Below are 20,720 nucleotides of genomic sequence, written 5' to 3'. Positions count from 1 at the left end.
GTTACTGCATCACGCAGGCAAAACCTGAGCGCGGCCTTCGTCAGAAGGTCGTTCTCGGGTTTTTTTATTTTTGTACTCAGTCAACAGGTGCCTGCGGGCATCGGATGTAAGGAAATCGAGATGGAATACCAGGCGTTAGCGAAGGATATTCTCGGCCACGTTGGCGGAAAAGAGAACATCGTCAGTCTTGTGCACTGTGCGACCCGGCTTCGCTTCAAACTGAAAGAGAATCAACGGGCGGATGCGGAAGGGCTCAAGAAAAACCCGGGCGTGATCATGGTGGTCGAAAGCGGCGGCCAGTTTCAGGTGGTGATTGGCAACCACGTTCACGACGTCTGGCAGGCAGTGCGCAATGAAGCAGGCCTGACCGACGATGCCCCTGTCGTGGAAGAGAAGGGCGAAAAGGGGAACCTGCTGGGCCGCCTGATTGATATCGTCTCCGGGATCTTTACCCCGTTTATCGGCATTCTGGCCGCGTCCGGTATTTTGAAGGGGCTGCTGGCGCTGGCCGTGGTCTGCGGCTGGCTCACGACCGAGAGCGGCACGTATAAAATCTGGTTTGCCGCCAGCGATGCGCTGTTTTTCTTCTTCCCGCTGGTGCTGGGCTATACCGCCGGGAAAAAGTTCGGCGGCAACCCGTTTATTACCATGGTGATCGGCGGGGCGCTCACCCATCCGGTGATGATTGCGGCATTTAACGCCAGCCAGCAGCCGGGGGCGGTATCGGAAGCCTTTTTGGGCATCCCCGTCACGTGGTTCAACTACAGCGCGTCGGTGATCCCGATTATTCTCGCCGCGTGGGTCAGCTGCTGGCTGGAAAAACAGAGCACCAGGCTGCTGCCTTCCTCGATGAAAAACTTCTTCGCGCCGCTGATCTGTCTGGCCGTGACCGTGCCGCTGACTTTCCTCGTTATCGGGCCGCTGGCGACCTGGCTGAGCCAGATGCTGGCGAACGGCTATCAGACTATTTACGTTCTGGCACCGTGGCTGGCGGGCGCGGCGATGGGCGCGCTGTGGCAGGTCTGCGTTATTTTTGGCCTGCACTGGGGGCTGGTGCCGCTGATGATCAACAACCTGGCGGTGCTGGGGCATGACTCCATGCTGCCGATGCTTTTGCCTGCGGTGTTTGGCCAGGTGGGGGCGGCGCTGGGCATTTTCCTGCGTACCCGTGATGCGCGTCAGAAAATGCTGGCCGGTTCATCCGTGACGGCAGGTATTTTTGGTATCACCGAACCCGCAGTGTATGGCGTAAACCTGCCGCTGCGCCGTCCGTTTATCTTTGGCTGCGTGGCTGGCGCTATCGGCGGGGCGATTGTCGGCTTCAGCGACACCCACGTTTACTCCTTCGGCTTCGCCAATATCTTTACCATCGCCCAGATGATTCCGCCGGGCGGCGTGGACGCCACGCTGTGGGGAGGCATTATCGGCACGGTGGTGGCGCTGGTGCTGAGCTGCGGCCTGACGCTGCTCGCCGGTATGCCAGGAAACACCGCGCCAGAGAATGTGGTCTCCGCGGGCGAAAACGATGTGCTATCGCCGATGACCGGTACCGTTCTTGCTCTCGACCAGGTGCCGGATACCACGTTTGCCAGCGGCCTGCTGGGCAGCGGCGCCGCGATTATTCCCTCCGATAACAAAGTGGTTGCCCCGTTTGCCGGTGTGGTGGCTTCGCTGTTCCAGACCAAACACGCCATCGGCCTGCTCAGTAACAGCGGGATTGAAGTGTTGATCCACGTGGGTATCGACACTGTGAAGCTCGACGGCAGGCCGTTTACCGCCCATGTGAAGGTCGGTGACAAGGTGCAGCCCGGCGATCTGCTGCTGGAGTTTGACCGACAGGCGATTATCGATGCCGGATACGACCTGGCGACCCCGATTATTATCAGTAACAGCGACGAGTATCGCGAGGTGGCGACCGTGGCGGCAACGTCCGTCAATGCCGGTGCGCCGTTACTCAGCGTCAGTCATCAATAACAGGAGAACGTGATGAAAACTTTCCCGGACGATTTTTTATGGGGCGGCGCGGTTGCCGCGAATCAGGTAGAGGGTGCGTATCTGGAGGAGGGGAAAGGGCTGTCCACCTCTGACGTTCAGCCGCAGGGTGTCTTCGGCCCGGTAGTTGAGCGCGTCCCTGGGGACAGCGGCATCAAGGATGTCGCCATCGACTTCTATCATCGCTACCCGGAAGACATCAAGCTGTTCGCCGAGATGGGCTTTAGCTGCCTGCGCGTCTCCATTGCCTGGACCCGCATTTTTCCGAACGGTGACGAGCAGCAGCCGAACGAGGCGGGGCTGGCGTTTTACGACCGGCTGTTTGACGAGCTGGCCGCGCACAACATCACGCCGCTGGTGACGCTGTCGCACTATGAAATGCCGTGGGGGCTGGTGAAGCAGTACGGCGGGTGGGGCAGCCGTCAGACTATCGGCTTCTTTGAGCGCTATGCCCGTACCGTGTTTGCGCGCTACAAAGAGAAGGTCAAGCTGTGGCTGACCTTCAACGAGATCAATATGTCTCTGCACGCGCCGATGACCGGCGTCGGTCTGCCGGAAACCAGCAGCAAAGGGGAGGTGTACCAGGCGATCCACCACCAGCTGGTGGCCAGCGCGCTGGCGGTGAAGGCCTGCCATGAGATTATCCCGGATGCCAGAATCGGCAACATGCTGCTGGGCGGCCTGATGTATCCGCTGACCTGCAAGCCGGAAGATGTTCTGGAGACGCTGCAGGAAAACCGCGCGTGGCAATTCTTTGGCGACGTGCAGTGCCGTGGCGCCTACCCAGGGTATATGCAGCGCTTCTTCCGCGACAACGGCATTCAGCTAGAGGTCACTGACGCCGACCGCGAGGCGCTGAAATCGACCGTCGATTTTATCTCCTTCAGCTACTACATGACGGGCTGCGTCACCGCGGATGACGCCCTCAACCAGCAGGCGCGCGGCAATATCCTGAGCATGGTGCCAAACCCGCATCTGGCCAGTTCCGAATGGGGCTGGCAGATTGACCCCATCGGCCTGCGTACTCTGCTAAACGTGCTCTGGGATCGCTATCAGAAGCCGCTGTTTATCGTGGAAAATGGCCTCGGGGCGAAGGATAAACCGGACGCAGACGGCACGGTGCAGGACGACTATCGCATCAGCTATCTCAACGATCACCTGGTGCAGGTGCGGGAAGCCATTGAAGACGGCGTTGAGGTGATGGGCTACACCAGTTGGGGGCCCATCGACCTGGTGAGCGCATCAAAAGCTGAACTCTCTAAGCGCTACGGCTTTATTTACGTCGATCGCGATGACAGCGGGAAAGGCACGCTGGCGCGCAGCCGTAAGAAAAGTTTCTACTGGTATAAAGAGGTTATTGCGACAAAAGGCGCTTCGCTGAAAGTTTAATATAGCGATCAACCTGACAGGGGATGTTCACCCTGTCGGGTTGATTATTTTTTATTTGCATAATTCAATTTAAATAATAATTCTGGTGAATACTTTTCCGTATATTTAAATCTATGACAATTTACGCATTGCCACTCATTACTAAAAAAATAAAGAGAATCAAGCGTAATTTGCGCCTTTATTTTTTGAGTTTATGGCGTCATGAAACGTTCTCTTATTTTATCTCTGAGTGCTCCCTTCGTTTTTATTCTGGCTGCCTGTGCGCCTGAACATGCCACGGTATCTCCCATTAAAACGCAAACCACGGCGGCGTCGGTGAATACGGTTCTGAATCATCAGGACTGGCCGAAAAATGAGTGGTGGAAAGCATATAACGATCCGGAACTTAACGGGCTTATTGCGAAAGCATTAAGCGATGCGCCGGATATGCAGATTGCCCGTCAGCGCATTACGCTTGCGGAAGCCCAGGCCAAAGCGGCTATGGCATCCGACGGTCCGCAGATTGATTTTTCAGCGGATGCCGAACGTCAGAAAATGTCCGCCGAGGGGCTGATGGGGCCCTTTGCCATTACCGACCCGGCGGCAGGGACAACCGGGCCGTGGTACACCAACGGCACCTTTGGCCTGACGGCAGGCTGGGATCTCGATCTGTGGGGAAAAAATCGCGCGCAGGTCGAAGCCCGGATTGGCAAAGTGAATGCGCAAAAAGCGGAGCTGGAGCAGACCCGTCAGCTGCTGGCCAGCAGCGTGGCGCGGCTCTACTGGGAGTGGCAAACGCAGGCCGCCGTGGGGGAGGTCCTCGCGCAGATTAAACATGAGCAGGACAATATTATCGGTGCCGATCGCGAGCTGTATCAACACGGGATCACCTCCTCCGTGGAGGGCGTTGAAACGGATATCAACGCCAGCAAAACCGAAGAGCAGCTGGCCGAAGTCAACGGGAAAATGAAAGCCATTGAGGCGCGCCTGGTTGCGCTGACGAACGCCTCCTCCGTGAAGCTTACGCGGCACGCCCTGCCGACGGTGGAAGCCTCGCTACCGTCGACGCTCGGCTATGAGCTGCTGGCACGCCGTCCGGATCTGCAGGAGGCGCACTGGTATATCGAAGCCTCCATGAGCGAAGTGGAGGCCGCCCGAGCGGCGTTTTATCCTGACGTGAACCTGATGGCGTTCTTACAGCAGGATGCCCTCCATCTGAGCGATCTGTTCCGTTCGTCCGCGCAGCAGATGGGCGTGACCGCCGGGCTGACGCTGCCGATTTTCGACAGCGGCAGGCTTAACGCCGGGCTGGATATCGCTCAGGCGCAGAACAACCTTTCAGTAGCCAACTACAACAAAGCGGTGGTAGAGGCCGTCAATCAGGTGGCACACACGGCCAGTGAAGTCGAAACGCTCATGGCGAAAAACAGCCACCAGCAGCAGGTTGAAAAAGATGCGGCACGGGTTGTAGCGCTGGCGCAGGCGCGTTTCAGCGCGGGGATCGTTGCGGGCTCCCGGGTCAGTGAAGCCAGAATACCGGCCCTTAAAGAGCACCTCGAAGGATTGCTGCTGAAGGGGCAGTATGTGGACGCCACGCTGCAGCTGACCTCCGCGCTGGGCGGTGGCTATCATCATGGCTAAAAAAGGTCATTAACTATACTTACCTCTTTGCAGTTTTTCAGGAGGTGAGTATGACCAGAGTAGCGATTGTGACCGCATCGGATTCCGGGATCGGTAAAACCACGGCCCTGATGCTGGCAGAGCGCGGGTTTGATATTGGCGTCACCTGGCACTCGGATGAGAAAGGGGCGCTGGAAACCTGCCGTGAAGTCGAAGCGCAGGGGCAGCGCGCGGAGGCTGTCCATCTTGATCTAAGCACGCTGCCGGAAGGCGCTGAGGCCATAGAGACGCTGATTGCGCGCTTTGGCCGGCTGGACGTGCTGGTCAATAATGCAGGGGCGATGACCAAAGCGCCGTTCCTCGAGATGCCGTTTGACGACTGGCGGAATATTTTCACCGTCGACGTGGACGGTGCGTTTCTCTGTTCACAGATAGCCGCAAGGCAGATGGTGAAGCAGGGGGAAGGGGGACGGATTGTGAACATCACCTCGGTGCATGAACACACGCCTCTGCCGCAAGCGAGCGCCTACACGGCGGCAAAACACGCGCTCGGCGGCTTAACCAAATCCATGGCGATGGAGCTGGTGAAGCACAACATTCTGGTGAACGCCGTCGCGCCGGGTGCGATTGCCACGCCGATGAACGACATGGACGACAGCGAAGTGAAGGAAGGCTCCATGCCGGAAATCCCGCTGGCAAGGCCGGGCCACACGAAAGAGATTGCCAGCCTGGTGGCGTGGCTGTGTGACAGCGACGCCAGCTATACAACAGGGCAATCGTTTATCGTCGACGGGGGCTTTATGCTGGCGAACCCGCAGTTTAAGCCGGAGGGATAGATTCCCCTCTCCCTGTGAGAGAGGGTATTTTTAGTTCCCTCTCCCTGTGGGAGAGGGTTAGGGTGAGGGCATCAGGCCGAACTCACTCCTCATCCCGCGTCTTTTCACGGTGCTTCAGCCACAGTCGTACCGCAATCACCGCCACAACCACCAGAATCAACCACGCCCAGTGCTTCAGGTGCTGGTCGAGATTATGCAGCCAGGGCGCAATCACTTCGCCCCCTACATAACCGAGCGTCGTAAAGATCAGCGCCCAGGCAATCGCGCCCACAATATTGAGCGGCAGAAAAATTTTGGGCGGCAGATGGCTGGCGCCAATCAGTATCGGCCCGATAATGCGAAAGCCATACATAAAGCGCGTGCCAATAACGAACAGGTAGGGATGACGTTGAATGAGCCGCTGAGCGCGGCGGATTTTCTTCTGATGCTTTGCGAAACGCTTGAGCAGCGTGGGCCCAAAGCGCAGCCCCAGAAAGTAGAGCAGCTGATCGCCTATCATCCCGCCCAGCGCGACCGCGGCAACAACCAGCGGGAACTTCAGTAACCCCTGATGCGCGGCGACGCCCCCTAACAGCGTGATGGTTTCACCTTCTGCCACGCTGCCGATGACCAGCGCGGCATAGCCATATTGCTCAATGAGTGCGTTAATATCCATTACGTAACGGTTTTCTCCCTCTGCGTGCCTCGTTTAATCATATACCCCTTGAATCAACGGCGGGGAAATCAACGGAAATTTCCCACTGTACATAAAATAATCTAAAGCCTGCATTATACTTAAGGTATCGCTGACGGGCCGACAACAAGGGGGCGCTATGAACCATGTCTGGGGACTTTTCTCCCATCCCGATCGTGAAATGCATGTCATTAAAAGTGAGAACGAAACGGTCTCGCATCATTACACGCACCACGTGCTGCTGATGGCTGCGGTGCCGGTAATATGCGCTTTTATCGGAACCACACAAATCGGCTGGAACTTCGGTGACGGCACCGTGGTTCAGCTTTCCTGGTTTACCGGACTCTATCTTGCCATCATCTTTTATGGCCTGATGCTGGCGGGGGTGGCGGTCATGGGGCGCGTCATTCACTGGATGGCGCGTAACTATCCGCAGCGTCCATCGCTGGCGCACTGTATGGTCTTTGCCGGGTATGTCGCGACCCCGCTGTTCTTAAGCGGTATTGTTGCGCTCTATCCACTGGTCTGGCTGTGCGCGCTGATCGGTACCATTGCCCTCTTTTACACCGGTTATCTGCTGTATCTGGGAGTTCCTACCTTCCTGAATATCAATAAAGAAGAGGGGCTGAGCTTTTCGAGCTCAACGCTCGCCATCGGGGTGCTGGTGCTGGAGGCGCTCCTGGCGCTGACGGTGATTCTTTGGGGTTATGGATACCGTCTCTTCTGAGTTCACTGCATTGCTGGCGTAAATGCCAGCAATGCAGCATCCGTTCACGATTATCCTCTGGCGACAACGCCCGCTGACGGCTATGATGCCGAGGCCAGCCTGTGTTTATCCAACAACCCAGGCGGTGTACGTCATAACGTGCGTGAATAATTATCAGAAGTCTCACCATGCTGAAATTCCGAGTCTCTTTACTTAGCCTGGCGCTGTTGCTGGGTGCGTCCGCAGTCGTACCGGCCGTCGCCAAAACGCCCGCGGTGACCACCGCTGCTGCTCAGCCGCAAATTGCGTCCGGCAGCGCGATGATTGTCGATCTCAACACCAATAAGGTGATTTACGCCAGCCATCCGGACCTGGTGCGACCGATCGCCTCAATTACCAAATTAATGACCGCGATGGTGGTGCTTGATGCCCATCTGCCGCTGGACGAAAAACTGAAAGTGGATATTAGCCACACGCCGGAGATGAAAGGGATCTACTCCCGCGTGCGGCTGAACAGTGAGATCAGCCGTAAAAATATGCTGTTGCTGGCGCTGATGTCGTCTGAAAACCGCGCGGCGGCGAGCCTGGCGCACCACTATCCGGGCGGCTACGACGCGTTTATCCGCGCGATGAACGCGAAAGCCAAAGCGCTGGGGATGAACAATACGCACTATGTTGAACCGACGGGTCTGTCGATCAACAACGTCTCCACGGCGCGCGATCTGACGAAACTGCTGATTGCCAGCAAACAGTACCCGCTGATTGGTCAGCTCAGTACCACCCGTGAAGAGATGGCGACCTTTGCGAACCCGGCCTATACGCTGCCGTTCCGCAATACTAACCATCTGGTATACCGGGATAACTGGAATATTCAGCTAACCAAAACCGGCTTTACCAACGCGGCGGGACACTGTCTGGTGATGCGCACCGTATTTAACGGTAAACCGGTGGCGCTGGTAGTGATGGATGCCTTCGGCAAATATACGCACTTCGCCGACGCGAGCCGCCTGCGGACCTGGATTGAAACAGGAAAAGTGCAGCCTGTCCCGGCCGCGGCATTGACGTATAAAAAGCAGAAAGCGGAGCAGATGGCGACGGCGCAGAACGACTGAGCCGTCTGTCAGCGCCGGGTGGCGGCTTTGTCTTACCCGGCCTACAAACACTAAAAACGGTAACCCAGGTTACCGTTTTGCGTTTATTCCGGCAGCGTCCAGTCACCATCGTTGAGCGGGCGCTGCATAATCACCGTATCCCGCCAGTCGCCTTTCTTGTAGCCTACGCTGCGCAGCTGACCGACAATCACGAAGCCATGTTTTTTATGCAGACGTAACGAGCCGGCATTGTTATTGCCATCTCCTACCACGGCAATCATCTGCCGCCACGGCCCTTGCTCGCAGCGTGCGATCAGCGCATCCATCAGTGCCGTGCCAAAACCGCGCCCGGTGATGCTGGCATCCACGTAAATCGACTCTTCCAGGGTATAGCGGTAGGCGTGTCGCGGTCGGTAAGGGGTGGCATAGCAGTAGCCCACCACAATGCCGCGGTACAGCGCGATAAGCCACGGTAAACCGTTCTCCGCTACGCTTTTCATGCGATGACGCATTTCGTCAATAGTCGGGGGGACTTCTTCAAATGACGCGCGCCCGTGAAGCACATGCCAGGCATAGATCGCGGCAATGGCATGCACATCATCGGGACGGGCGTCGCGCACTTCCAGCTCGGTCTCGGATAAAACATCAATAGCCGACATGATGTGCCTGCTCCTCTTATCGAAGGCCGGAGAAACGTTTCTCCGGCGATAAGCGGTTACTCTATTACGATTAAGGAGCGCTTAACAATCTCTCAAATTTGGCTGTAGGAATTAATCAGACGTTTGCGTTATGTGCCGCTCCGCGTCTGCGCTCTCTTTCCAGTATTTCTTCCGCGTTGTTTTACCGATGCCGGGATTCATGCTGTTTGTAGGGTCATTCGCGCGATAAAACTGCTTAAGTGCGTCAGGGGCTTTATAAAGATGTCCGACGTTGTGTTCCGCAGGATATTGTGCGCCGCGTTCACGCAGAAGGGCGAGCATCTGCTCCTTCAGTTCGTGTGCATCGACCCCTTTCTTGACGATGTAATCCTGATGGAAGACATAGCACATGAAGTGACCGTAATAGAGCTTGTGCACCAGCTTGCTGTCGATTTCCGGCGGCAGGTGTTCAAACCACTCGGTGTCGTTACGCCGCAGGGCGATATCGAGCGCCAGAATATCTTCCACCTCTTCAGAATGTACCGCCTGATATCGGATGGCGGCCCCTGCGGCGGCAAAGCGGTGCAGGAAGGCTTTGCTGCCCTCTTCAGGCGTACAGGCAAAGAAATCCCCTTCGGCGGTTTTAAAGAATTCGGTCAGCCAGGCCTGCGCTTCGGCGATCCCGTCTCCGGCCATTTTCAGCAGCAGGTGATGTTCGTACCTGTCGCGCCAGGTTTTCATCCTCTCCGGCAGATGCGCCGGGAAAACGTTGCCCAGCTTCTGCATAAAGCGGTCGGTGAAGTGGGGTTTGAACAGCGACACTTTCTCCAGCATCGCGTCTGTACGGCCCTTCATGGTGAAGAAGAACGGCATTTTGTCGGTGCCGAGCTTGTCGATCATCAGGAACGTGTCTTTGCCGTAGCGCTCGGCGATGTCGTAAATGTCCCGGTGCATGTACTCGCCCGCCACCGGCAGATGGGTGAATTCGCCCAGAATATGACGGCGGATCTCCGTCAGAACCTCAGGCTGGTTGGTGCCGATGTAGAATACCTGCTGCTTTTTCTCTGCCGGGAAGGTGTCCAGACGCACAGCAAACACCGCCAGCTTGCCCGCGCAGCCGGAGGATTCAAACAGGCGATCCGGGTCGGCGTTGTAGCGCGCCGGCGTATCGGCATTAATATCCCGCACGCGGGTCACGTAGTCATGATCGTGCGCATGGCGACCGTCGTGCTGAACGTCTTCATCCTTCACGCGATCGTCGTCGAGCTTGCTGAGGATCTGTTCTGGCGTGACGCCGAGATCGATTCCCAGGTGGTTCACCAGCGTCAGCTTGCCGTTTTCGTCAATACGGGCAAACAGGGACATCTCGGTATAGGCGGGGCCGCGCTGCACCAGCGAGCCGCCAGAGTTATTGCAGATCCCACCGACCACCGAGGCGCCAATGCAGGAGGAGCCGATCACCGAGTGCGGTTCGCGGCCCAGCGGCTTAAGCGCTTTTTCGAGGGAGTAAAGCGTGGTGCCCGGGAACGCGAGCACCTGCTCGCCTTTATCCAGCAGGTGCAGCTTGTCGAGGCGCAGGGTGCTGATAATCACGATGTCACGATCGTAATCGTTGCCGTTCGGCGTGGAGCCTTCGGTCAGGCCGGTGTTGGCCGCCTGCATTAAAATAATCTTGTCGGCGGCGACGCAGGCGCTCAGGACGCGCCACAGCTCCAGCAGCGTGCCGGGGAAAACCACCGCCAGCGCGTCGCCCTGACCGGAGCGGAAGCCCTTGCGGTAGCGGGCGGTTTTAGCCGGGTCGGTAAGCAGGTGAGAGGAGCCAACCAGGCGCGACAGTTCGTTAATAAAGGTTTTGTTATCGTCAGTTCGAACAGAAGACATCTTCCACTCCTTGTGGTGGGGCAAATTTCTCGCTGTAAAGCATAGCGCGATTAACTGTTAAGCGGTCGAGTATTCACGAGAAAAATCAGAGAATAACCCTGCAACGATCGGAGGGTTTGTGGCACACTGCGCTTTTCGCACGGTATGGCCGAGATCGTCCGGCGGTTATTGATGAGAGAGTAAAACGACATGAAATGGCTATGTTCTGTAGGTGTCGCCGTCAGCCTGGCGCTGCAACCTGCGCTGGCAGAGGATTTGTTTGGCAATCACCCGCTCACGCCTGAAGCGCGGGACGCGTTTGTCACGGAATTGCTCAAGAAAATGACGGTCGATGAGAAAATCGGCCAGCTGCGTCTGATCAGCGTCGGCCCGGATAACCCGAAAGAGGCCATCCGCGAGATGATCAAAGACGGGCAGGTAGGCGCCATCTTTAATACCGTCACCCGCCAGGACATCCGCAAGATGCAGGACCAGGTGATGGATCTCAGCCGCCTGAAAATTCCCCTGTTCTTTGCCTATGACGTGGTGCACGGCCAGCGTACCGTCTTCCCCATCAGCCTCGGCTTAGCGTCTTCCTTTAACCTCGACGCGGTGAAAACCGTCGGGCGCGTGTCGGCTTATGAAGCGGCGGACGACGGGCTGAACATGACCTGGGCGCCCATGGTGGACGTCTCGCGCGATCCGCGCTGGGGCCGCGGCTCGGAAGGCTTTGGTGAAGATACGTATTTAACCTCCACGATGGGTAAAACCATGGTGGAAGCGATGCAGGGCAAAAGCCCGGCGGACCGCTACTCGGTGATGACCAGCGTCAAACACTTTGCGGCCTACGGCGCGGTGGAGGGCGGTAAAGAGTACAACACCGTCGACATGAGCCCGCAGCGCCTGTTCAACGACTACATGCCGCCGTACAAGGCAGGGCTGGATGCGGGCAGCGGCGCGGTGATGGTGGCGCTGAACTCGCTGAACGGCACGCCTGCAACCTCTGATTCCTGGCTGCTGAAAGACGTGCTGCGCGACCAGTGGGGCTTTAAGGGCATCACCGTTTCCGACCACGGCGCGATTAAAGAGCTGATCAAACACGGTACCGCCTCCGATCCGGAAGACGCGGTGCGCGTCGCGCTCAAGTCCGGCATCAACATGAGCATGAGCGACGAGTATTACAGCAAATACCTGCCGGGGCTGGTGAAGAGCGGCAAGGTGACAATGGCGGAGCTGGACGATGCCACCCGTCACGTGCTGAACGTGAAATACGACATGGGGCTGTTTAACGATCCGTACAGCCACCTGGGTCCGAAAGACTCCGACCCGGCAGATACCAATGCCGAAAGCCGCCTGCACCGCAAAGAGGCGCGTGACGTCGCGCGCGAAAGCCTGGTGCTGCTGAAGAACCGCCTCGATACGCTGCCGCTGAAAAAATCCGGCACCATTGCCGTGGTGGGACCGCTGGCCGACAGCAAGCGCGACGTCATGGGGAGCTGGTCTGCGGCGGGCGTGGCTGACCAGTCCGTGACCGTGCTGACCGGTATCAAGAGTGCCGTCGGTGAAAACGTCAAAGTGGTTTACGCCAAAGGGGCGAACGTCACCAACGATAAAGATATCGTGACCTTCCTCAACCAGTACGAGGAAGCGGTGAAGGTCGATCCGCGTACGCCGAAGGAGATGATTGACGAAGCGGTGAACGCCGCGAAGCAGTCTGACGTCGTTGTTGCGGTTGTGGGTGAAGCGCAGGGTATGGCGCACGAAGCCTCCAGCCGTACCGATATCACCATTCCACAGAGCCAGCGCGATCTGATTGCCGCCCTGAAAGCCACCGGCAAGCCGCTGGTGCTGGTGCTGATGAACGGTCGTCCGCTGGCGCTGGTGAAAGAGGACCAGCAGGCTGACGCCATTCTGGAAACCTGGTTCGCCGGTACCGAAGGCGGTAACGCCATCGCCGACGTGCTGTTTGGCGATTACAACCCGTCGGGCAAGCTGCCGATGTCCTTCCCGCGCTCCGTCGGGCAGATCCCGGTGTACTACAGCCACCTGAACACCGGTCGCCCGTATAACGCCGACAAGCCGAACAAGTACACCTCTCGCTACTTCGACGAAGCTAACGGCCCGCTCTATCCGTTTGGTTACGGCCTGAGCTACACCACCTTCAAGGTCTCCGACGTGAAAATGTCGGCGCCGACCCTGAAGCGTGACGGCAACGTCACAGCCAGCGTTGAGGTGACCAACACCGGCAAGCGCGAAGGGGCTACGGTGATCCAGATGTACGTGCAGGATGTCACCGCGTCGATGAGCCGTCCGGTGAAACAGCTGCGCGGCTTTGAGAAGGTCAACCTGAAGCCGGGGGAAACCAAAACCATCAGCTTCCCGATCGACGTGGATGCGCTGAAGTTCTGGAACCAGCAGATGAAATACGATGCGGAACCGGGCAAGTTTAACGTCTTTATCGGCGTGGACTCCGCCCGCGTGAATAAAGGCGAGTTCGAGCTGCTGTAACCTTTCCCTCCTTTGCCTCCCCCCGTCCTGCGGGGGAGGCGTCTTACCTTATGCTAAAAAGGCATTTTGACGGTTAATTCCGCCGTTTTAAGCTACGCTTTTCTCTCAAGCCTCTGAAAAAGGCAGCAAAAAAATGAGGATAGCGGAATGACGATTGCAAAGGGGATGTTGGGATCTGCGGTGTTACTGGCGGCGCTGAGCCTGCCGTTACAGGCGGCGGAGCCGGTAAAAGTGGGCTCGAAGATCGATACCGAAGGCGCGCTGCTCGGCAATATTATCTTGCAGGTGCTGGAAAGCCACGGCGTGAAAACGGTCAATAAAGTTCAGCTTGGCACCACGCCCGTCGTGCGCGGCGCGATAACCTCCGGCGAGCTGGATATCTACCCGGAATACACCGGCAACGGCGCATTCTTCTTCAAAGATGAAAACGATCCGGCATGGAAAAACGCCAAAGCCGGGTATGAGAAAGTCAAAAAACTCGACGCGGAACAGAACAAACTGGTCTGGCTGACCCCGGCACCGGCCAACAATACCTGGACTATCGCCGTGCGCAAGGACGTGGCGGAGAAAGGGAAGCTGACTACCCTGGCGGATCTCAGCCGCTACCTGAAAGAGAAGGGCGACTTTAAGCTTGCGGCGTCGGCGGAGTTCATCGAGCGTCCTGACGCGCTGCCCGCGTTTGAAAAAGCCTACGACTTCAAGCTCGACCAGGCGCAGCTGCTCTCGCTGGCGGGCGGGGATACCGCGGTGACCATCAAAGCGGCGGCACAGCAAACTTCCGGCGTTAACGCGGCCATGGCCTACGGCACCGACGGCCCGGTGGCGGCGCTTGGCCTGCAGACCCTGACCGATCCAAAAGGTGTACAGCCAATTTACGCGCCGACCCCGGTGGTGCGTGAGGCGGTGCTGAAAGCGTACCCGGACATTGCAGAATGGCTCAAACCGGTCTTCGAAAAGCTGGATGAAAAAACGCTGCAGCAGCTGAATGCCAGCATTGCCGTCGAGGGGCTGGATGCCAAAAAAGTGGCCGCCGACTTCCTGAAACAACAAGGGCTTGTGAAGTAACGGGAAAAGGCTGTGCCAATAAAATGTCATAACCGCGTCCTGCTGCTGCTGGCCTGCGTAGCCATCGCGGCGGTCGCGTTACCGTTTGTTAACGTTGCCCCAAACCGCCTGATGTCGGGGGAGGGCAAAGCGCTCTGGCAGGTCTGGTCGTTTACGCCGGGGTGGCTGGCGGCGGCGCTGGGCGCGTGGGTGATCCTGTCGCTCTGGCAGGGACGCCTGGCCCAGTGGCTGACGCTGCTTCTCTCTGAAGGGCTGTTTATTCTCCTGTTCTGGAGCGCCGGGCTGGCGGCGACGCATATGGCCTCGGCGGAAAGTCCGCTGGCGAGAACCACTATCGGCAGCGGCCTGTGGCTGTGGCTGGCGCTCTGCCTGCTGGCCTGCAGCGATGCGATTCGTCGACTCATCCCCAGCGCCGTCTGGCGATGGGTGCTCAATGCGCAGATATGGTGTATTCCTTTACTCCTGCTGTTCAGCGGTGAGCTGAACAACCTCTCGCTGTTAAAAGAATACGCCAACCGTCAGGAGGTGTTTGATGATGCCCTCGCGCAGCACCTGACGATCCTCTTCGGTACGCTCTTTCCGGCGCTTCTGGTTGGGATCCCCCTTGGTATGTGGTGCTATCGCCATCCTTCACGCCAGGGCGGGGTTTTTGCCGTGCTCAACGTTATCCAGACCATTCCTTCCGTCGCGCTGTTTGGCCTGCTGATTGCGCCGCTGGCCGGGCTGGTGAAGTCATTTCCGGCGCTGGGAATGCTGGGAATAGCCGGAACGGGATTAACGCCCGCGCTTATCGCGCTGGTGCTGTATGCCCTGCTGCCGCTGGTACGCGGCGTGGTCGCGGGCTTAGGTCAGGTCGCACCTGACGTGCTGGAAAGCGCCCATGCGATGGGAATGAGCGCGCGGCAGTGTTTCTGGAAAATTCAGCTGCCGCTGGCGCTGCCCCTGCTGTTGCGCAGCCTGCGGGTGGTGGCAGTCCAGACCGTCGGCATGGCGGTGATTGCGGCGCTGATTGGCGCGGGCGGCTTTGGCGCGCTGGTCTTCCAGGGGCTGCTGAGCAGTGCCCTGGATCTGGTGTTATTGGGCGTGGTGCCCACGATTGCGCTGGCGGTGGTCGTCGACGCACTGTTTGCCTTATGGCTCGCGCTGCTCGGGAGAAGAGCCAATGATTGAATTTCATGATGTCAGTAAAACCTTTGCTGGTCGCCCGGCGGCGAGCCACCTGAACCTGAACTTTGCCGAGGGGGCGTTTTCCGTGCTGATTGGCACCTCCGGGTCGGGCAAATCCACCACCCTGAAGATGATCAACCGGCTGGTGGAGCATGACAGCGGGCTGATCCGCTTTGCCGGGGAAGAGATCCGCAGCCTGCCGGTGCTGGAGCTGCGCCGTCGGATGGGTTATGCCATACAGTCCATCGGCCTGTTTCCGCACTGGACGGTGGCGCAGAACATCGCCACCGTGCTGCAGCTGGAAAAATGGTCGCGGACGAAAATCGCCGAACGTGTTGATGAACTGATGTCTCTGCTGGGGCTAGAGCCCGCGCTGCGCGACCGCTATCCGCACCAGCTTTCCGGCGGGCAGCAGCAGCGCGTGGGCGTGGCGCGCGCGCTGGCGGCCAACCCGCAGGTGTTGCTGATGGACGAACCCTTCGGCGCGCTGGATCCGGTGACGCGCGGGGCGCTGCAGGCGGAGATGACCCGTATTCACCGCATTCTCGGACGCACGATCGTACTCGTGACGCACGATATTGATGAAGCCCTGCGCCTGGCTGACCATCTGGTGCTGATGGATCATGGCGAAGTGGTGCAGCAGGGCTCGCCGCTTGAGCTGTTAACCTGGCCGAAGAACGACTTTGTGCGCGAGTTTTTTGGCCGCAGCGAGTTGGGCGTCAGGCTGCTCTCCCTGCGAACGGTGAGCGACTATATGCGTCGGGAGGCGGCGCCGGTGAGCGGCGAACCGCTGCAGGCGCAGATGAGCCTGCGGGATGCGCTCTCCGCGTTTGTCGCGCGCCGGTGCGAAGTATTGCCCGTTGCGGATGCCCGGGGCGCGCCGTGCGGCACCTTACACTTTCGCGATCTGCTGGCCGGGGAGGTGACGCGTGAAGGCACTGCGTGATCCGCTCCTCTGGCTGGTAGCGCTCTTTGTCGGCTTACTGTTTCTGATGCCCCACAGCGCGGCGCTGTTTAACAGTCTCTTTCCCGGGCTGCCGCGGCCGGTATATCAGCAGGAGAGCTTCATTAATCTCGCCCTGGCGCATCTCTGGCTGGTGGCGCTCTCAAGCGCCATCGCGGTTGTGCTGGGCGTGGGGGCGGGCATCGCGGTCACGCGGCCCGCGGGCCGGGAGTTTCGCCCGCTGGTGGAGACGATTGCGGCCATCGGACAGACGTTTCCCCCGGTGGCGGTGCTGGCGATAGCGGTGCCGGTGATGGGCTTTGGCCAACAGCCTGCCATCATTGCGCTGATTCTGTACGGCGTATTACCGGTGCTGCAGGGCACGCTGGCGGGCCTCGCGGCGGTACCTGCGTCCGTGCTGAGCGTGGCGGAAGGGATGGGGATGAGTCGCGGTCAGCGGCTACGCAAGGTTGAACTGCCGCTAGCGGCACCGGTTATCATTGCCGGGATCCGCACGTCGGTCATCATTAACATCGGGACGGCGACCATTGCGTCGACGGTCGGCGCTAATACGCTGGGCACGCCGATCATTATCGGCTTAAGCGGGTTTAATACGGCGTATATTGTGCAGGGAGCGCTGCTGGTTGCGCTGGCGGCAATCGTCGTCGATCGCGCTTTTGAGCGGCTGGCGCTGTACCTCAGCCGACACCGCCGCGAACAATAAACGAGTACCCTGCCAGCATCACGCCGCCGATACCGCTTACGGCCATCAGGACAAAAAGGGTAATAATGGCCAGTTTGGTTGCCTTCATCATGTGCTCCTGTTGTTAACGGAACAATTATACGGTGAAGCGCAGCTGTTAATGAACCATTAAATGCCGTTATGGCTCATCCGGACCAAGGGAATAGACCGGGTAACCATTCTCACGCCATTCCGTCAGCAGCTGTTGCTGCGAGGCGGACGGCACTTCGCCACACCAGACCAGCAGGGTCTGGCCGTCGAAAAACTCAGGTCTGAGCTGCGCCAGCGAGTGCGCCAGAACATCCACGCGCCAGCCCTTCTGGGTGGCAATCCACGCTTCCAGCCACAGGCGGGTGGTATCGTGTACGTTCCAGCCGACAACCAGCGCATCTTTTCCGGCTTTGTTCTTCGCTGAGGCAAGGCAGACGGCAATGTAGTTGATCAGCACGCCGTCGAGCATGCTGAGCAGCGCCTGCAGGGTGGACTGCTGGCACTGCAGGCGTCGCCGGAGCGGAATGAAAAGATGGGAGATCAGCGTCTGCGCCGGGTAATCGCGACCCTGCTCTTTTATCCATCCACGCAGGCGCTGCAGGTTGCCCGCCTGCAGGAGCCGCAGCAGGGTTTCCTGTTGTTCGCGCCAGAGATGTTGCGTATCCGGGTCGTCGTGGCTCAGCAGGGACTTCACTTTCCCAACCTGCACGCCGTTGTCGATCCAGCTTTTGATTTCGCGAATGCGGTCGATATCGTCATCATTAAAAAGGCGATGCCCACCGTCGGTCCTCTGCGGTTTGAGTAATCCATACCGTCGCTGCCACGCCCGTAGGGTAACGGGATTGATATCACAAAGGAGTGCCACTTCACCGATCGTGTAAAGCGCCATATTCGCCCCCTGGCTTACGCGTCCCCAGCTTAACTGTAGACCCACTTTGCCGAACCAGGAAGAATTGATTGTTTTTTGCGCAAAGAATGCGAAGCGTATGCGATATTCTGAAAAAGGTGTGATAACGGGCACGATTTTGCGCTTTTTTGGGGTGCTTCAAAGAAAGTTGAGCCGCATCCGTGTATGTTACGCGTTTTTTAGCGTGTGCGGTTTTGAGTATGTACGAGTTTAACCTGGTGCTGCTGTTGCTTCAGCAGATGTGCGTGTTTCTGGTCATTGCCTGGCTGATGAGCAAAACGCGCCTGTTTATCCCGCTGATGCAGGTCACCGTCCGTCTGCCGCACAAATTCCTCTGCTACGTCGTATTTTCCATATTCTGCATTATGGGGACCTGGTTTGGTCTTCATATCGAAGACTCTATTGCCAATACGCGCGCTATCGGCGCGGTGATGGGCGGGCTGCTCGGCGGTCCCGTCGTCGGGGGGCTTGTTGGCTTAACCGGGGGGCTGCATCGCTATTCCATGGGCGGGATGACGGCGCTGAGCTGTATGATCTCTACGATCGTTGAAGGGCTCCTCGGCGGCCTGGTGCACAGCTATATGATCAAGCGCGGTCGCCCGGATAAAGTCTTCAGCCCGCTCACCGCCGGAGCCATTACCTTTGTGGCCGAAATGGCGCAGATGGCGATCATTCTGCTGATTGCCCGTCCGTTTGAGGATGCGCTGCACCTGGTCAGCAGCATTGCCGCTCCGATGATGGTGACCAATACCGTGGGCGCGGCGCTGTTTATGCGCATTCTGCTCGACAAGCGCGCCATGTTTGAGAAGTACACCTCGGCCTTTTCCGCCACGGCGCTGAAGGTTGCCGCCTCGACGGAAGGGATCCTGCGCCAGGGGTTCAACGAAGAGAACAGCATGAAGGTGGCCCAGGTGCTCTACAAGGAGCTGGATATCGGCGCGGTGGCGATAACCGATCGGGAAAAGCTGCTGGCCTTTACCGGCACCGGCGACGATCACCATCTGCCGGGCAAACCGATCTCCTCAGCCTATACGCTGCGCGCCATCGAAACCGGCGAGGTGGTGTATGCCGACGGTAACGAAGTGCCTTACCGCTGTTCGCTGCATCCCCAGTGCAAGCTGGGCTCCACGCTGGTGATTCCGCTTCGCGGCGAGAATCAGCGGGTGATGGGCACCATCAAGCTGTATGAGGCGAAAAACCGTCTGTTCAGCTCCATCAACCGCACGCTGGGGGAGGGGATCGCCCAGCTGCTGTCCGCGCAAATCCTCGCCGGGCAGTATGAGCGGCAGAAAGCCCTGCTGACGCAGTCGGAGATTAAGCTGCTGCATGCGCAGGTCAATCCGCATTTCCTGTTTAATGCCCTCAATACGCTCAAAGCGGTGATCCGCCGCGACAGCGATCAGGCCGCGCAGCTGGTGCAGTTTCTGTCGACCTTTTTCCGCAAGAACCTGAAGCGGCCGTCGGAGATCGTGACCCTCGCCGATGAGATTGAGCACGTGAATGCCTATCTGCAGATTGAGCAGGCGCGTTTCCAGTCGCGTCTGCAGGTGTCGCTCTCCGTGCCGGACGAGCTGGCGTATCAGCATCTTCCGGCCTTTACCCTGCAGCCGATTGTGGAAAACGCCATTAAGCATGGTACATCACAGCTGCTGGGAAGGGGGGAGATAACCATTGCCGCCAGCCGATTCAACCATCACCTGGTGCTGGATATTGAAGATAATGCCGGGCTTTATCAGCCTTCCGCCTCCGGCGGTTTAGGGATGAGCCTGGTGGATAAACGCCTGCGCGCCCATTTTGGCGATGACTGTGGCATTACCGTCGCCTGCGAGCCCGACCGATTTACCCGTATTACCGTACGACTGCCGCTGGAGGAAAACGCATGTTAAGAGTGCTGATTGTGGATGACGAGCCGCTGGCACGGGAAAACCTGCGCGTTCTGCTGCAGGAGCAGCCGGATATTGAGATTGTGGGGGAGTGCGCCAACGCCATTGAGGCTATCGGCGCGGTGCACAAGCTGCGCCCGGACGTGCTGTTCCTCGATATTCAGATGCCCCGCATCAGCGGGCTGGAGATGGTCGGCATGCTTGACCCGGAACATCGCCCCTACATCGTGTTTCTGACGGCGTTCGACGAATATGCCGTTAAGGCCTTTGAGGAGCATGCGTTTGATTATTTACTCAAGCCGATTGAAGAGAAGCGTCTGGATAAAACGCTCACCCGTTTACGACAGGAGCGCACCGTGCAGGACGTCACGCTGCTGGCGGAGAACCAGCAGCCGCTGAAGTTTATCCCCTGCACCGGGCACAGCCGGATCTATCTTCTGCAGATGGATGATGTGGCCTTTGTCAGCAGCCGCCTGAGCGGGGTATTTGTTACCAGCGCGGAAGGGAACGAAGGGTTTACCGAGCTGACCCTGCGCACGCTGGAGAGCCGCACGCCGCTGATTCGCTGTCACCGCCAGTACCTGGTGAATATGGCGCATCTGAAGGAGATCCGCCTGGAAGATAACGGCCAGGCCGAGCTGGTGCTGCGCGCCGGGCAAACCGTCCCGGTCAGCCGCCGCTACCTGAAGAGTTTGAAAGAGGCGATTGGGCTGTAAAGCTGGTACACTGC

The 20,720-nt window shown here is 58.4% G+C and carries 17 protein-coding genes and 1 pseudogene; 13 read left to right on the top strand and 5 right to left on the bottom strand.

The features are described 5' to 3' along the window. Positions 1-8 precede the first annotated feature (8 nt). From bglF to ACEPLT_RS15080, 4 genes and pseudogenes are all read left to right on the top strand, one after another. Positions 9-1,974 (top strand): annotated as a pseudogene (gene bglF / locus ACEPLT_RS15095) (PTS beta-glucoside transporter subunit IIABC). 12 nt (positions 1,975-1,986) lie between these two features. Further along, on the top strand, positions 1,987-3,381 hold the full coding sequence (locus ACEPLT_RS15090; RefSeq protein ID WP_059363949.1) for a glycoside hydrolase family 1 protein: 1,395 nt from the start codon (positions 1,987-1,989) through the stop codon (positions 3,379-3,381). Positions 3,382-3,582: 201 nt separating this feature from the next. Beyond that, the gene (mdtQ, locus tag ACEPLT_RS15085) at positions 3,583-5,001 is read left to right on the top strand and encodes a multidrug resistance outer membrane protein MdtQ (protein WP_021241494.1); all 1,419 of its coding nucleotides are present in this window, start codon (positions 3,583-3,585) and stop codon (positions 4,999-5,001) included. Between the two features lie 50 nt (positions 5,002-5,051). Continuing rightward, positions 5,052-5,816 carry an SDR family oxidoreductase gene (locus ACEPLT_RS15080; protein WP_008500906.1) on the top strand — a complete coding sequence of 255 codons (765 nt, stop codon included), beginning with the start codon at positions 5,052-5,054 and terminating at the stop codon, positions 5,814-5,816. An 82-nt stretch (positions 5,817-5,898) separates the two neighbouring features. Here ACEPLT_RS15080 and ACEPLT_RS15075 read toward each other — a convergent pair whose 3' ends face one another. Further along, positions 5,899-6,471: a DedA family protein gene (locus ACEPLT_RS15075; RefSeq protein ID WP_008500905.1), complete on the bottom strand. Its 573-nt coding sequence runs from the start codon at positions 6,469-6,471 to the stop codon at positions 5,899-5,901. 157 nt (positions 6,472-6,628) lie between these two features. Between ACEPLT_RS15075 and ACEPLT_RS15070 the strand changes: the two genes are divergently transcribed. After that, on the top strand, positions 6,629-7,216 hold the full coding sequence (locus ACEPLT_RS15070; RefSeq protein WP_008500904.1) for a Yip1 family protein: 588 nt from the start codon (positions 6,629-6,631) through the stop codon (positions 7,214-7,216). 167 nt (positions 7,217-7,383) lie between these two features. Continuing rightward, positions 7,384-8,307, top strand: coding sequence for a D-alanyl-D-alanine endopeptidase (pbpG, locus tag ACEPLT_RS15065; protein WP_023293820.1), 924 nt, complete (start codon positions 7,384-7,386; stop codon positions 8,305-8,307). A gap of 83 nt (positions 8,308-8,390) precedes the next feature. On the opposite strand, the gene ACEPLT_RS15060 is transcribed toward pbpG, so the two are convergent. Then, on the bottom strand, positions 8,391-8,945 hold the full coding sequence (locus ACEPLT_RS15060; RefSeq protein WP_008500902.1) for a GNAT family N-acetyltransferase: 555 nt from the start codon (positions 8,943-8,945) through the stop codon (positions 8,391-8,393). Between the two features lie 111 nt (positions 8,946-9,056). Then, positions 9,057-10,805, bottom strand: a complete 1,749-nt coding sequence (dld, locus tag ACEPLT_RS15055; RefSeq protein ID WP_069598547.1) for a D-lactate dehydrogenase — start codon at positions 10,803-10,805, stop codon at positions 9,057-9,059. Positions 10,806-10,994: 189 nt separating this feature from the next. On the opposite strand from dld, the gene bglX reads away from it, so the two are divergent. From bglX to ACEPLT_RS15030, 5 genes are all read left to right on the top strand, one after another. Continuing rightward, positions 10,995-13,292, top strand: coding sequence for a beta-glucosidase BglX (gene bglX, locus ACEPLT_RS15050; RefSeq protein ID WP_248214071.1), 2,298 nt, complete (start codon positions 10,995-10,997; stop codon positions 13,290-13,292). A gap of 147 nt (positions 13,293-13,439) precedes the next feature. Further along, positions 13,440-14,357, top strand: a complete 918-nt coding sequence (gene osmF, locus ACEPLT_RS15045) for a glycine betaine ABC transporter substrate-binding protein OsmF (protein ID WP_021241490.1) — start codon at positions 13,440-13,442, stop codon at positions 14,355-14,357. A gap of 12 nt (positions 14,358-14,369) precedes the next feature. Then, the gene (locus ACEPLT_RS15040; protein WP_021241489.1) at positions 14,370-15,527 is read left to right on the top strand and encodes an ABC transporter permease; all 1,158 of its coding nucleotides are present in this window, start codon (positions 14,370-14,372) and stop codon (positions 15,525-15,527) included. Next, a complete protein-coding gene (locus ACEPLT_RS15035; protein ID WP_232928734.1) occupies positions 15,520-16,470 on the top strand; it encodes an ABC transporter ATP-binding protein in 951 nt (316 codons plus the stop codon). Before ACEPLT_RS15040 ends, ACEPLT_RS15035 begins: the two co-directional genes overlap by 8 nt. Then, the gene (locus ACEPLT_RS15030; RefSeq protein WP_008500896.1) at positions 16,454-17,191 is read left to right on the top strand and encodes an ABC transporter permease; all 738 of its coding nucleotides are present in this window, start codon (positions 16,454-16,456) and stop codon (positions 17,189-17,191) included. Before ACEPLT_RS15035 ends, ACEPLT_RS15030 begins: the two co-directional genes overlap by 17 nt. On the opposite strand, the gene ACEPLT_RS15025 is transcribed toward ACEPLT_RS15030, so the two are convergent. Beyond that, on the bottom strand, positions 17,166-17,279 hold the full coding sequence (locus ACEPLT_RS15025) for a protein YohO (RefSeq protein ID WP_008500895.1): 114 nt from the start codon (positions 17,277-17,279) through the stop codon (positions 17,166-17,168). The two genes, ACEPLT_RS15030 and ACEPLT_RS15025, sit on opposite strands and share 26 nt — an antisense overlap. 69 nt (positions 17,280-17,348) lie before the next feature. Further along, positions 17,349-18,089, bottom strand: a complete 741-nt coding sequence (gene mlrA / locus ACEPLT_RS15020) for an HTH-type transcriptional regulator MlrA (RefSeq protein ID WP_008500894.1) — start codon at positions 18,087-18,089, stop codon at positions 17,349-17,351. 218 nt (positions 18,090-18,307) lie between these two features. On the opposite strand from mlrA, the gene ACEPLT_RS15015 reads away from it, so the two are divergent. Next, positions 18,308-19,993 carry a sensor histidine kinase gene (locus tag ACEPLT_RS15015; protein WP_025913217.1) on the top strand — a complete coding sequence of 562 codons (1,686 nt, stop codon included), beginning with the start codon at positions 18,308-18,310 and terminating at the stop codon, positions 19,991-19,993. Next, positions 19,987-20,706, top strand: coding sequence for a two-component system response regulator BtsR (btsR, locus tag ACEPLT_RS15010; protein WP_023617626.1), 720 nt, complete (start codon positions 19,987-19,989; stop codon positions 20,704-20,706). The genes ACEPLT_RS15015 and btsR overlap by 7 nt, the downstream gene beginning before the upstream one ends. Positions 20,707-20,720 lie beyond the last annotated feature (14 nt).

The organism is Enterobacter sp. fkY84-1 (assembly GCF_052974705.1).
Note: the sequence above shows the minus strand (reverse complement) of the source record. Positions and strands in the feature narration are given on the sequence as shown.

What these genes read in the sequence shown, in the direction of transcription:
- ACEPLT_RS15090 (WP_059363949.1), top strand. Translation starts at nt 1,987, where the DNA reads ATGAAAACTTTCCCGGACGATTTTTTATGGGGCGGCGCGGTTGCCGCG.
- mdtQ (WP_021241494.1), top strand. Translation starts at nt 3,583, where the DNA reads ATGAAACGTTCTCTTATTTTATCTCTGAGTGCTCCCTTCGTTTTTATT.
- ACEPLT_RS15080 (WP_008500906.1), top strand. Translation starts at nt 5,052, where the DNA reads ATGACCAGAGTAGCGATTGTGACCGCATCGGATTCCGGGATCGGTAAA.
- ACEPLT_RS15075 (WP_008500905.1), bottom strand. Translation starts at nt 6,471, where the DNA reads ATGGATATTAACGCACTCATTGAGCAATATGGCTATGCCGCGCTGGTC.
- ACEPLT_RS15070 (WP_008500904.1), top strand. Translation starts at nt 6,629, where the DNA reads ATGAACCATGTCTGGGGACTTTTCTCCCATCCCGATCGTGAAATGCAT.
- pbpG (WP_023293820.1), top strand. Translation starts at nt 7,384, where the DNA reads ATGCTGAAATTCCGAGTCTCTTTACTTAGCCTGGCGCTGTTGCTGGGT.
- ACEPLT_RS15060 (WP_008500902.1), bottom strand. Translation starts at nt 8,945, where the DNA reads ATGTCGGCTATTGATGTTTTATCCGAGACCGAGCTGGAAGTGCGCGAC.
- dld (WP_069598547.1), bottom strand. Translation starts at nt 10,805, where the DNA reads ATGTCTTCTGTTCGAACTGACGATAACAAAACCTTTATTAACGAACTG.
- bglX (WP_248214071.1), top strand. Translation starts at nt 10,995, where the DNA reads ATGAAATGGCTATGTTCTGTAGGTGTCGCCGTCAGCCTGGCGCTGCAA.
- osmF (WP_021241490.1), top strand. Translation starts at nt 13,440, where the DNA reads ATGACGATTGCAAAGGGGATGTTGGGATCTGCGGTGTTACTGGCGGCG.
- ACEPLT_RS15035 (WP_232928734.1), top strand. Translation starts at nt 15,520, where the DNA reads ATGATTGAATTTCATGATGTCAGTAAAACCTTTGCTGGTCGCCCGGCG.
- ACEPLT_RS15025 (WP_008500895.1), bottom strand. Translation starts at nt 17,279, where the DNA reads ATGAAGGCAACCAAACTGGCCATTATTACCCTTTTTGTCCTGATGGCC.
- mlrA (WP_008500894.1), bottom strand. Translation starts at nt 18,089, where the DNA reads ATGGCGCTTTACACGATCGGTGAAGTGGCACTCCTTTGTGATATCAAT.
- ACEPLT_RS15015 (WP_025913217.1), top strand. Translation starts at nt 18,308, where the DNA reads ATGTACGAGTTTAACCTGGTGCTGCTGTTGCTTCAGCAGATGTGCGTG.
- btsR (WP_023617626.1), top strand. Translation starts at nt 19,987, where the DNA reads ATGTTAAGAGTGCTGATTGTGGATGACGAGCCGCTGGCACGGGAAAAC.